Below are 13,563 nucleotides of genomic sequence, written 5' to 3' on the forward strand. Positions count from 1 at the left end.
TCAGTCGTCGTCCGGGGCGGGCGGGTTGACCGAGAACCGGTTGCCGTCAAAGTACAAGGTCAGCGGGGTGCCGTCGGCCGGGCCGAAGCGTTGGGTGGGACCGCCGGGACTGAGCACCTGGACCGGACGCCCGGTGTCCCGTACGACCAGCGCCGCCAAGGTGGCCACGTAGAAGGGGGTGTCGGGGCGGGCCAGCACCAGGGCGAGGCGCGCGACGTCGTCCAGTCCGGCCTCCGCGACGGTCACCATGCCGTTCTGGAGGATCGCCTGAGCTCTCAACTCCTCGGTGAGGGCCCCGATATGGGCCAGCGCGTCGGTCGACACCTCGGTGTCCGGGGCCGGGAATCTCGGGTCGTCGGGCGCGCCGTGAGCCGCCACATCGGCCTGGACCCAGCTGAGCAGCGCGCCGTGCGGGTCACGGTCCCGGGTCCACGCGGGAGCGGTGCCGGAGTCGGCGTCGGCGTCGGCGAGCAGCCGGGCCAGTGAACGGGCGAACGTCTCGGGGCGCGGCGCCCGCGACACGACGGGGCGGTAGCGGGCGCCGCCGGAGCCTTCTCCTCGGTGACCATGCGCACCGTCGCCATCGTCGTCGCTTTCCTCGTTGTCGCTTTCCTCGTCGCCGGACTCGCCTTCGCCGGACTCGCTCCCGTCGCCCAAGTCCTGGTCGTCCTGGACGGCCTGGTCGTCTTCGGCTTCCTCCGCGGTGTCGTTCCCGGCTCCGGCCGGCTGGAACTCCGTTTCCTGGGGCGCTACTTGGGGCTCGGCCACGGGTTCCTCGATGCGGGCCGGTGCCGGACGGGGGGTGCGGCGGGGCCATGTGGCCGGGGTAGCGGCCAGGGAACCCGTCGGCAGGGGTGCCGTGCCCTCGCCCGCCGCCGCTCGCCGGGCCTCCAACAGGGTGACGACATCGGTGAGATCGTGCTCCGCGTTGCGCTGCCGGGCCGCGTGCCTGGCCTGCTCGGCGAGGGAGTCGTCGATCTCGCGTCGGAGGGCGTCGAACGCCTGCTGGGCCTCGTCCCGTGCGGCGACCGCCTGGTCGTGGCGTGCGGTGGCCCCGATGAGCGCCGCCCGGGCCGTGCGGTTCGCCGTGGTCGCCAGCGCGGCCGTGTCGCGGGCGCGGGTCAGGATGCCGGCGGCGTGGCGTGCCACGTCCTCGGCCAGGCCGAGCCGGCGCCTGGTGTCGTTGACGGTGTGCCGGGCGGTCTCGACGGCGCGGTCGGCTGCCGCGGCCTCGATCCGTGCCTGGTCCAGCGTGGTATGGGCCCGGTTCCGGCGCGACTGACGCCGGGCGAGGGAACCGGGTTCGTTCGAGCGGGAGTTGCCAGGCTGTCGCGCGGCCTCCTCCGCCTCTCGTACGGCTTCCTCCGCCGTCCGGACCGCGTCGTGGAACCCCCCCGCCGCCCGGGTCGCCTCCGTCACACGCTCGGTCTGGTCCTGGAGATCCGTGGTCAACTGCGTTACGCGGACACGCCGTTCCTGATCGGTGCGTTCGGCGAGCGGGACGGCCCGCTGGGCGGCGGTGAGGTCGGCGGCCGCGGTCTCCGCGGCGGCACGGGCGTCGTTCCGGTCCAGCTCCGCCTGTGTCACCGGCGGCTCGGTCGCGTCCAACACCCTTTGGGTATCGGGCACTTGGTCATGGAGCCGGCCTTCCTGCGTGCGCGCGGCGTCCTCCGCCTGCGCGGCCTCCTCCAGTGTGCGCATCTGATCCCGTACGGCCGCCCAACCGGCGTCGTGGACCGTGTCGTCCCGGCCCACGCCGTCCCGACGCGCACCACCCTGCCCCGCGCTGCTCGGCCCCCCGCCGTCCCGCTCCTCGTCGCCGTGCTCCCCCGCCCCCGGCGTCCCCTCCGGGTCCCCGTTCACGTCGAACCGCCGGAACCGTACGCCCTCGCCGTCACGCAGCGCGAGTTCGACGGGCCGTCGTAGCAACGCGGCCGTGCCCGATGCGGCGTACAGCGCGCGGGCTGTCTGGCGCGGGCCGCCGTCGGTGGCCAGCCACAGTTGGAGCATGGCGGTGTCGTCGCGGGCCGGGTCCGGGTCCGTCTCGATGCCGTGGGCCAGCAGGGGCGGGAGGTCGCGGAGCGATACCGAGCGCCAGTCGCGCAGGACCGCGTGCGCGGGGGCGTTCTGTGCCTGGGCGTCGGCCGCCTCGCGGATCAGGGACGCGCCGTCGTAGACGCCCGTGTCGGTGCGGGCGGTGGTGACGCCGTGGCCGAGGAGGTCGCGCTCCAGGGGGCGCAGCCGGACCGTGCCGGAGACGTACCGGGTGCCGTTCGGGCCGTGGACGGTGACGAGGGCGTCGGCGAGGATCTCGTGGCTGCGGGTGCCGCGCGAGCCCTCCGGGGTGGAGGTGTTGCCGCGCTTGAGCCACTCGCGGCGGGTGCCCGCGACGGAGGCGCCCGAGCCGGGGTCCTGGGCCGGGCGGGCCAGTACCGGCGCGGTGAAGCCGAGGAGTTGGCGGTTGGAGTCGTGGAGGCTGAAGGCGCCCTGGGCCGCTAGGCCGCCGGTGAGGCCCGCGTGCGAGGCGGAGCCCGCGCTGACCGTGCTGAGCCGGACCCGGTCGATCGTCACGTCGCCGGTGTCGGTCTCCCGGCGCGGCCGGTACAGCTCCACGGTGAGCCGGGGCGGGGTGTCGGGATCGCCCTGGAACGGGTAGGCGCCCGGCATCGTGGTGGTGATCCCGGCGGGGCCGCGCGGGTGGTCCAGCTCGATCGTGCCCGCCTGGAGGAGTTCGCCGACCCGTACGGCGGTGGCGTCCGCGGAGTCGGAGGCGGCGAGCCGGCGCCACGAGCCGGTGAGGGCCGGGGCCACCTCGCCGAGCGCGGCGGCGAGTTCGGTGCCCGCGTCGAAGGAGAAGACCGGTGCGGGGCCGCCCGGCGTGAAGCGGTGTCCGGTCGGCGTCGGCCGGATCGCCGAGTGGTCCGCCGTCAACTGCCACTCGGGCTCGGCGGGTTCGGCGATCTCGCTGCCGGTGAAGCGGAGCGCGGCGGCGGTGTGCACGGTGATGCTGCGCGCCGGGCGGCCGAAGAAGAGGTGGGCGATGCGGTTGGCGAGCGGGGTGTCCGCGTCGGTGAGGCTGAGCACGCCGTGCTGGAGCACGCTGCCCGGCAGGTCCACCAGCCAGTCGACGGTCAGTGAGGACCGTACGGTGGCGACGATCCGGTACGGGACGCCGTGGAAGTCGGCGACGTTGTCGGTGCGCAGCCAGTGCCGGTCCTCGGCGGCCCGGGTGACCCGCGCCGAGTTGCCGCGCACGGTGTCGGCGCTGAGCAGTGCGGCCGCCCGGTCGGTGCGGGGGCCTCCGGTGGGCCTCGGGAGCCGGGTCTGGAGCTGGGCGAACGCGGAGTGCCGGGTGCTGTGGGAGGTCTTGTCGGTCACGGCGGACGGGGTGTGGCCGAGGTACTGCTCGATGCCGGCGCCCGGTGCCCCGGCGTGGCCGCGCACCTGTCGTAGCGCGTGGTCGTCGGCGTCCGGCTCTGCGGAGAGGGTGACCTCGACGAGGCGGGCGCCGCCGTAGCCGACGTGGCGGAAGCGGAAGCGCTGGACGCGGCCGGGGCCGCGGCCGGCCAGGGTGCGCAGGCCGGCCGTGGCGGTGAGGTCGGCGATGCGGGTGTCGACGCCGGAGAGGTACGACGCGTGGCCCGGGCTGGTCGTGCCGGGGGCCTCCTCCTCGATGAGGCCGAGGAGTTGCTGTCGGAGGAGGTCGGGGCGTTGCACGGTGCGAAGGGCGTCGGTGTACTGGTCCATCGCCTGGACGCTGCCGAGGCCCACCTCGCGGGAGGCGATGAAGCGGCGCGGCAGCGGCACGGAGCGCGGTACCGGCGCGGGCATGGTGAGTCCGGGCACGGTCGCGAACCAGGCGGGGTAGCGCCGGATCTGGGCCGGGCTGACGAAGAACCGTACGGCGTCCGGGAGTTCGACGGCCACCGTCACGGCGCGGCCCTCGCCCTGTCCGAACGCGTTGCCCACGGCGTTGCGGGTGCCGCGGCGGAACGTGACCAGCAGGAGCGCGTCGGCCGTGATGCGGTGCTGAGCGCCGCCCTCGGTGGCCGTGCGGTGTACGACCGTCGAGGAGGCGAGCGCCCGCCCCTTCTCCTGGCGGGTGGTGCGGGTGTAGCGGCCCGAGGGGTTGAAGGTCGCGCTGCGGGACGCGGAACCGGTCGTGGAGCTGCTGCCTTGTTGCTGTGCCGGGGTGTCGGCGCGGCGCTGCATGCCGCCGTCGCCGAGGCCGCCGATGTCGCCGTCGTTGCCTGCGGCCTGGTCGGAACTCGGCGTCTGGGCCGAGGAGTTGTTGCGGACCGCGGTGAAGCCGCCCGCCCACTGGGCGGCGCTCGACACCCCGCGCTGCTGCCCGGCGCCGTCGACGGCGTTGAGCCCGGTCTCGAAGTACTGCGTGATCTCGGCCGACGCCCGCGGCCTGCGCAGAGTGCCGCGGATCTCGACCGACAGCACCTCGTCCGCGGCGAGCCCCGGCAGGGTGAGCCCCTCGATCACATAGGCGCCCTTGAGCACCTGGTGGCCGCGGGCCAGCAGGGCGGCGGGGCTGCGGGCGGCGCTGAGCATCTCCGCCGTCACCGTGGTCGGATCGGTGGCCGCGGCGCCGGCCAGCGAATCGCTCACGGCACGTCCAACACGCGCCACCGGAGCGGGAGTCACGCCCCCGACCGCGTCCCGTACGCCGTCCAGCAGACCGCGCGCCGGATGCCCCTGGTAGGTGTTGCCGAGCACCGCGCGGAACGCGTCGTCCAGCGCGGCCGACGCCCGGAACACCTCCACCATCGAGTCGTCCGGCAGCGGTACCGAGTCGGGCAGCGGGGTGCCGTGCTCGTCGGTCAGGTCGAGCGCCGTGCGGTCGGCGTCGGTGGCGGCCCGCACGGTGTGCGCGGCGGGCGCCGCCGGGACGGCCTCGTCGGCGGGCAGCGTACGGAGCGTCGGCACCGCCAGCCGCAGGCTCCCCGCCACCCGGTCCGGCGGCGGAGGCACGGGCGGGTCGTCCGGGCCGGGCGCCGGGGCGCCGTGCGGGACATACGGCTCTACGGCCGTCAGGGGCGCGAACCGCACCAGGGGCTCCTCCCCCGGCCCCTCGTACAGGTCGAGCGCGAAGGTGGCCGGCACCTCGAACACCTCGGTGCGCTGTCCCGCCCCGGTGCCCTGGAACTGCTGGTCGTGCCCGAGGGACAACTGCACGCTGTTGTCGTGCTGCACCTGGTGGGAGCGCACATGGTCGGCGGTGCCGCCGAGGGTCCACGCGCCGTCGCGCACCGGTATGCCGAGCGAACCGCCGACGCCGTACGACACCCCGTACTGCGAGCCGTTCTGGTCGGTGGCGACCGTCGACAGCGAGACCAGGCCGATGCTCTCCACGTGCGGCAGCACTCTGGTGTGCCTGCTCTCGCCCTCGCCGCGCTCCGCGCCGAGCACCAGCCGCACCCGGCGGCTGCCGGTCAGGGTCGGGATCTCCAGGAAGAGCGAGTGGCCGCCGTCCAGCATGGCGTCCGTCGCGGCCCGCAGCCCGATCTGCGACCGGGTCTGCTCGAACCTGCGCAGGTTGTTCAACTGGGCCTGCACCAGCGCCTCGTCGGGCAGCACCCGGTTGCGGGCGTTGGTGTCGGCGGGCAGGAAACCCTCGCGGCGCAGCCAGTTCTCGGCGGGCACGAAGAGGGATTCGGCGTCCACCACGGCCAGCGGTGTCGCGCTGGCGCCGATCGACCGCAGATGCTCCAACTCGGCCGGGAGCCGCCGCAGTTCCTCCGGCGTCGGGACATGGCCCCGGGCGTCCTCGGCGGTCATCACCCGCAGGTGCATGCCGGCCCGCCACTCGCCCGGCTCGAAGGTGTCCCGCCCGCCGCCCGGCCGGTGGAACACCAGCGTGTGCTCCACCGAGGCCGGCGCCAGCAGGTGACTGCGCTTGGTGCGCACCTCGTGCATCAGCGACGCGCCGGCGCTCTGGTTCAGCGCGTCGCTCGTCCCCGCCTGGACCGAGACCCGCCCCAGCACACCGCCGCCGACCCGCCGCGTCGCCGCCGAGTGGCCCTCGCTGTGGTCGCCGGTGAGCGCCGGCCCGACGCTCCCGGACAGGGACGCGCCGCTGCTGAACTTCGACTGGGCGTCGATCTTCACCAGTTGTGTGAGGTGGCTCTCCAGGTTGACCTTCCCGTCGACAGTCCGCCGCTGCGGCTCGCCCACCGTCACCGTGGTCCGCAGCTCGAACATGCCGAGCGCGCGCCCCGACGCGTCGAGCAGCACCGGTGAGAAGACGCCCCCCTCCCGCTGCATCGGCAGGGTGCCCCGCAGCAACGGCTCCGACAGGAACGTCTCCAGCTCCGTCAGCGAGTCCTTGCCCAACTCCCGCAGCGGGTCGGCGAAGTGCTGCAGCGTCTCCGCGAGCAGCCGCCCCGGCTCCGCCACCGTGTCCACACCCCAGACCGGCAGCGCGTCCAGACCCGCCACCTCGGGAAGCTCCCCGTCCTCGTCCCGCGCCAGATGTTGCGGGAACCAGAGCGTCACCGGCCCGTGCGACTGCGCCGGCGACCAGTTGAGGGGCGCGGCCAGCACCGGAGTGTCGACCCGTACCTCCCATTCGGCGGTGAAGTCGTACGGCTCCGAAGGCTCGTTGCTGCGCTGCGCCGTCGTCGACGTCACGCCCGTGGTCACCGACGCGCTCGACGAGAGCTGGTTCAAGGTCAGCGCGAGGGTCAGCGCGGCATCGACACCGCGCACCGGGATCGCCCTGCCCACCGGGAACAGCGCGGTCCAAGGCAGCATCACCGTACGGATGTTGCCGGACGCCTCCGACGAAACCGACTCCTGCGAACCGATGCCACGCCGCTCCACCCGTACGTCCCGCTCGGCACCCTCGGCCTGCCCGTACCGGGCCGCCGCCCTCGGGTTCGAGAGCCCCATCCTCAGGTCCACGTCCCGGTCCCGGCCGTCCACGGTCACCCTGATCCGGAAACCCAGACTCCCGCGCAGATACGGCAGGTTGAGCACCAGCGTCTCGGCACTCGCCACCGTCCGCAACTGCTCCCGCACCGGGTGCGTGTCCGGCGCGGCCCCCAGCCCGAGCGCCGTCATCACCTGTTGGTGCAGCCCGCTGACGATCGCCGCCGACAGCGGTTCGAGGAGCACCAGGCCTACGTTGCCGTCCTGTTGGGAGCCGTAGTCGAGGACGAACGACGAAGACGGGGCAGCTACCGGGGCGTTGGAGGTGGGCCAGGTGAGAGGGGTGTCGGTGGGGATGGGGGTGGTGTCGGGGTTCTGGGCCGGGGTCGTGTCGTTCTGGCCTGTGTGGTCGTGGAGTTGGGGGCCGGCCGCGGTGACGTTCTCGATGGTGCGGAGGTAGCGGTGCGGGATGTGGACGGGGGTCTGGGTGTCCGCCATGACGCCGGTGGTGTGGACGGTGGTGCTGTTCGGGTGGTTGCGCAACAGGAAGTCGTTGTCGCGTTGCTCGTCCGGCAGGCCGAGGTAGTGGAGGACTTCGTGGAGGAGGTCCTCGTCGGAGTGGTGGGCGTCCAGGTGGAGTTGGTCGGCGCGGCCCGGGTTCGCGGTGTTGGTGAGGGTGATCGTCTCGGGGTGGGACGGGTCGGCGATGAGGTTGAGGTTGATGTGGAGCTGGTCGCGTGAACTGGGCAGCGCCAGGCCGGAGTTGAGGTGCGTGTCCAGGAGACCGCTAATGCGCTCATTGAGCTGCTGGGCGAGGTCCGGGTCCGTCGTGCTGACCGGGAGGTTGAGCGTGTAGTCCCGTATCCACTGGCCGTTCGGCGCCTGGATACGACGGATGGTGGCACGGACGAGGGTCGTCGCACCGCTGAGCGCCCCGGGCCGGGGCGAGTTGGACTGATCCGCGTGCGCATCGAACCGCTCCGTGCTGTGAACGGCGGGACGAGCGTGCGGGCGCAGGCCGTGCCAGGTGTCCTTCGGAGCGGGGTCGGCGACACGGGACGCGGGCCGCTCGTCGTCGGCGACACGGGTCGGTGCGGGACGGTAACGCCCGCCCGGCTGAACGCTGTTGGCATCTCCGGGACCCCGAGGCGCCTGGGACGTGGTGATGCTCGCGTTCGCGGCGCTCGCGCTGTAGTGGTTCAGGCCCGTGTAGTGGACCTCCAGGGCGGGCGTGTTGGTGGTCGGGCCGTAGCGCAGCACGATGCCTCGGGGGCCGCCGTTCACGGTGGTGCCGGCGAGCGGGGCGGGCATCGGCTGGAAGACGTGGATCGGGGCGTCGAGGGTGTCCGCGAGGAGGGGCAGGAAGGTGTCGCCGATCGGGTTCGCCCACGCGGCCGACCAGTTGCCCACCGCGCTGCCGAGCATGTTCGCTTCGTCCTGGCTGAGTGCGGCGGTGCTGCGGTGGTAGCCGGCGATCAGCAGCGACCGGCGTTCGTCCGTGGTCATGGTGGCGAGCGTCGGCAGGCCGTTCACCGCACGCAGATAGGCGAACATACGGCGGTTGCTCGGCGCGGCACCGGTCAGCGCGGGCGGTGCGCCCGGCGCCGAGACGGCTTGCAGATAGCGGGTCTGGAGGTCGACCGGGTCCAGGTCCTCGGCGTGGGTCACGCCCTGGATGCCGTAACGGACCAGTTCGTTGTCGATCTGGGCGGCGGTCATGTTCTGGACCGCCGCGGTGAAGGGGGTGACGAGGACGCCGCGGAGTTGGCCGAGGACCTGCGGCGGGAGCGGCCGGCTGCCGTCGCGGGCGGCCGCCAGGCGGGCGAGGACCAGGTTCTGCAACTCCTGCCGTGCGGCCCGTAGTTGATTGGATCCCCGGTCGCCGGCCTGCGGGTTCTGCGCCATCGTCCTGAGGGCCCGTTGTACTTCGTCGGGCCGGGCGAGCCAGGCGGCGGTAGCCGGGGCGAGGGCCTGGGTGGTGCCGGTGGCGGCGGCCTGCTGGAGGCGGGTGCGGACCAGGTGGGATGCGCTGCCGATGACGGCGTAGAGGAGGCAGTTGCCGTCGCCGGGGGTCTGGACGGCGTTGCCGGTGGGGTCGACGTAGGGGGTCAGGGGGGCGGCGGGGGTCGCGGAAGCGGGGGTCGCGGTCGTGCCGGGCGGCGAGGTCGTGGCCTTGGCCTTGCCCTTGTCGAGGCCTGTGCTCTTGCTGGTGTTCTTGTCGGCGGCCGGCTTCTTGTCCTTGCCTGCCTTACCCGTCTTGTCCGTCTTGGCGTTGCTCGTACCGGACTTGGGCGGCCCGCTCTTCTTCGGCTGCGGTTTCGTCGTGGTCGTAGTCGCAGGCGCCGGAGTGTGCGTCTGACCGCCCGCCGGGAGGGGCGCGGCGCGGCCGTCGGGGGCGGGCCAGCGGGGCGGGGTGGTGGCGAAGGTGGTCCGCAGGGACTGTTCGGGGGTCGGGGCGCTGTCCTGGACGTCACTGGAGAGACCCGGCAGCGCGGCAGTGGCCGCCATCTGGTCGGCCGCGGCCTGCAACTGCGCGGTGACGGCGGCGGCGACGAGCCCGTTGCGGCGGGCGACTTCAGCCTCGGCCGCGGTCACCCGGCCCCGGGCGACGGTCTCGTCCTGCGCGGCGAGCTGCACGTCGGCAGCCGCGTCGGCCTCAGCAGCCGCGGCCTCCTCCGCTTCCTCCACGGCCTCCTCGTGGTTATCCTCCTCCGCGCTGATGCGGTCCGGGCCGACCTCGACGATGCGCTCCGCCCCCGCCAGCACCGGCCGGGCGGCGGTGAGCGCGGCGGTGGCCCGTTGGATCGCGTTGTCGGCGGCGGTGATCGCCGGGAGTACGGCCTGTACGCGGGGGTCGTCGGCGACATCGGCCGCGGGAGTGTGGAGGCGCGGGGTGCCGGGTGCGACGGGAGCCGGTACAGGAGCGGGGGCGGGGACGGCACTCGACTGCCCGTTCTTCGCGCCCTGTTGAGCGGCGGCCCGTGCTGCGGCGGCGCGCTCTTCGCGCACGGTGTTCTCGGCCCGCGTCAGCGCGGCCAGAGCCGTCCGAAGGTCGTGGCGACCCTTGGTCTCGGCCCGCTCGTGCTGCTCGACGACCGACGGAAGGGTGGCGACTGTCTTCTGAGCCTCCGCATAGTCCCGCTTCAGCCGCGCCACCAGCGCCTCGGCCTTGCGCGCGGCCTCGGCGGCGTCTGCGGCCGTCTTCTTCGCGTCCGTGTGGGCGTCGGTCGTGTTCTTGACCGCGAGTTGCGCCTTCCCATGGGCTGCTACGGCGGCCGTGTGCGCCCGGTTGGCCTGCTGGAGGGAGGCGGTGAGGCGGTTCAGCCGTTGCGGGGTGTCGGCGAGGGTTTCGGTGGCGGTGTGCAGGAGTTCGGCCTGCGTGTCGAAGGCGTTCCATGCGGTGGTCAGGTCGGGGTCGGCAGTGACCAAGGCGCCGTCGGGGGTGAACTCCCAGCGGCGGATGCCCTGGGGGTCACGGGTCATGAGTTCCAGCGGGCGATTGCCGAGTACAGCCGTACGGGAGGCCGCGTAAAGCGCCTGGCCGAGGTGTTCGCCCTGCGGGTCGGCGCCGAGGGCCACCCAGACCTGGACGCCGTGACTGCCCGCGGGGATCGCGAAGTTGAGGCGTTCGGGCAGGGTGTGCGGCTCGGCCGTGGCCCAGTCGGGGACGAGCGCGGGCAGGTCGTGGAGGTTCGGCGGGGTCTCGGCGGGCGTGAGGAGCCCGTGGCCGAGGAGGTCACGTTCCTCGATGCGGAGGGTGACGGTGCCGGTGACGTGGCGGGTGCCCTGCGGTCCCTCCACGAGCAGATGGGCATCGGCATCGACGACGTAACTCCGCGTCCCGCGCGCCCCGTTGGCGGGCGCGGCAGTGCTGCCGGACTTCAGCCAGTCGCGACGACTGCCGGTGGTGGTGCCGCCGAAGGTCGAAGGCTGGGTCTGCCGTTGCGCGAGCGGGACGCTGATGCCGGCGATCTCGTGGTTGTCGTCGTCGCCGCTGAGGAGCTCCGTGAACGAGGTCGCCAAGGAGTGGTCGGCACCGGCCGCGGTGCTCACCGTGTCGGTGGTGTTGTGGAGCTGGTCGAGCGTGACGTCGTCGGCGTGGGTGGAGCGGCGCGGGTTGTAGAGCGTCACCGCGATCGAGGGAGCCTGATCGGGTGCCCCTTCGAAGGGCGCGGTGCCGGGCAGCTTGCGGGTGAGGTCGGCGGCCAGTCGGGGGCGGTCGAGGGAGACCCGTCCGGCCTGGATCAACTGGCCGAGCCGGACGGCCTGTCCCTCCACCGAGACGGACGTGATCTGCGAATGCCAGCCGCGACTACCGCGCGGCGCCACGTCGTTGAGCGCCGTCTCCAAGTGCGCCCAGCCGTCGAAGTGGAACGCCGGGGTCGGGCCCACCGGGTGGAACATCTGCGCGTCGGCGAGGTACGGCCCGGCGGCGGGGCCGGCCGGCCGCACGGTGTTGCGGGGGTCGGCGCCGGAGACGACGGACGGAGCGTTCACCGGAGCCGGACCGCCCGCGCCGGGCAGGGCGGTCTCGGTGCCGGTGAAGCGCAGCGTCAGCCGGACCGGGACAGTGCTGGTGCGCGGAGTGCCCCGGGCCATCAGTTCGTTGATCCACCGGTGTACGTCGCCGTCCGCGTCGGACCACGCGATGACGCCGTTCTGGATGAGACCGCCGATGACGTTGGGCGGCCAGTCGGTGACCAGCGCGGAGCGGACGGACAGCTCGTAGTCGTACTGGAGGCCGTCGAAGTCGGCGCCGTTGTCGGTGCGCAGCCAGAAGCGGTTGTCGGCGGTGGTGGCCCGCCGGGCGGAGATGCTGGTGGCCGCCTGCGGGGTGAACACGGGCGCCGCGCGGTCCGTCTTGGCCGGGTCGGGGCCCTGGTTGGGGCGGAGGTAGCGGGTCGTCAGCGTGACCGGGAGCTGCTTCTGCCGGACCGAGGCGCGGGTCGTGGTGCGGCCCGCGGAGGTGTGCGACTGCCACTGTTCGAGACCCGAGCCGGGGGTCGACGAACCCCGGACACCAGCCAGGTTCTGGGTCCGCCGGGGCCGTGCCGTGAGCGTGACCTCGACCAGCCGCTCGCCGCCGTGGCCGTGGTGCCGGAAGTGGAAGCGGGTAGTGGCCCGGCGCGGGGTGCCGTCCGGACCGCGCCCGGGCAGCGAGCGCAGTCCGGCGGACGAGGTGAGCTGGGCGATACGGCTGTGCACACCCTGCTGGTAGCCGGAGTGCCCGGGGGTGACCGCTCCGGGCGCCTCGGCCTCGACCAGCGCCAGCAGCTCGCGCCCGATCTGCCCGCGCCGCTCCCTCGGGTTGACCGGCCCCAGCGGGATCTGCCCGGCGGCGGGCCCGGTCGTGGGAACGGGGGCGGCAACGGGCCGGTCGTACTCGATGACCGAGAGGACGCCGCCGAGGCCCAGTTCGCGGTTGCGGGTGTACGGCGCCGGGAGGGCCGCCGTCAGCGCCGGGGCGGGCGCGGGGGTGAGCCCCTGCACCGAGCCCATCCACCGTGCGTCGCGCGCGAGTTGGCCCTGGGTCATGAGGAACTGAAGGCCGTCGGGGACGTCCACCGCGAAGGTGACGGGGTCGATCGTGCCGGGCTCGCCGACGCCGTTGAACAGGGTGCGGGAGCCCGCGCGGACCGTGACGAAGTAGGTGACGTCGGCGACCACCCGGTGCAGGGTGCCGCTCTCGGTGGGGGTGCGGTTGACGCCCGTACTGGCCGAGAGGGTGTCGGCGGTGTCGGTGCGGGCGACATAGCCGAGCCGTGCCGAGGGGTTGAAGAGGCCCTTGTACGACTTGCCGCTGGTCTGGCTGGTGGAGACCGAACCGTCCGACTCCGGACCGGTGTTGCCCTGCCCGGCCGGCTGCGGGGGCGGGTTCTGGGTGACCACCCCACTGCCGCCGAACTGGTGCGACTTTCCGAGGGACTTGAGCTGCTGGGCACTGTCGGTGGCCGAGACGCCGGTCTCCAGGTACTGCCGGGTGGTGTCCAGCAGGCGGGGCTGGTGCGCGATGGCCTGGATCTCCAGGGAGTACTGGCCGTCGGCGAGGGTTCCCGGCAGGCTCAGACCCTCAACTACGTAGGAATTCTTGAACAGTTCGTGTCCGTGCGCGACGAGACTGCCGGGCGTGATCGCGGCGTGCCGGGTCTCGGCGGCGCGCGTCCTGCTGTCCGTGAGCCCGCGCCCGGCGAGCGGGGAGATGCCGTCGCGAGCGGGCGGGGCGGGGGCGGCTCCGGTGGTCGCCGGGGCCGTGCCGGTGGTCGCGGGGGCGGTGACCGGGAGGATCGGGCCCGTGCCGGTACCCGTGGTGGCGGGGGGCGTCGGCTGGGCCTGGCGGCGGATGTCGGCGGCGGCCCGCTGGAAGGCCGACTCGACGGCCGCGGAGCCGCGCACGGTGTCGATCAGCGCGTCGTCCGGTATCCGCACCAGCTCCGGGCGCGGGATGCCGTTGGCGTCGGTCCCGTCGAGCCGGGCCCTGTCGACGACGTTGGCCGGGCGCGGCGCCCCGTCGGCACGGGCGGCGGGCTGAGCGAGAGTCGCCGAGGGCGCGTGGGTACGGCCGTTCGGCACCGCCAGCCGCAGTGAACCGGTGACCGTCGGCGGATGGACCACGGGAGGCGCGGGGGCAACGGGCGGCGCACCGGCGGCAGTTGGGGCCGGTACGACGACCGGTGCCGGGGC

1 protein-coding gene (cut by a window edge) is annotated in these 13,563 nt (G+C 73.8%); it reads right to left on the minus strand.

Going from position 1 to position 13,563, the window contains the following annotated elements; all coding sequences use genetic code 11:
• Nucleotides 1-13,563 carry the end of a hypothetical protein gene (locus AB0I69_RS11970; RefSeq protein WP_363095468.1) on the minus strand. The gene runs 22,677 nt beyond the window's last position, so 13,563 of the gene's 36,240 nt are visible here — the last part of the coding sequence; its start codon lies off the right edge, out of view — the gene reads right to left on this strand; it ends in the stop codon at nt 1-3.

This window comes from Streptomyces sp. NPDC050508, assembly GCF_040655155.1.
In the GTDB taxonomy this organism is placed as follows: domain Bacteria; phylum Actinomycetota; class Actinomycetes; order Streptomycetales; family Streptomycetaceae; genus Streptomyces.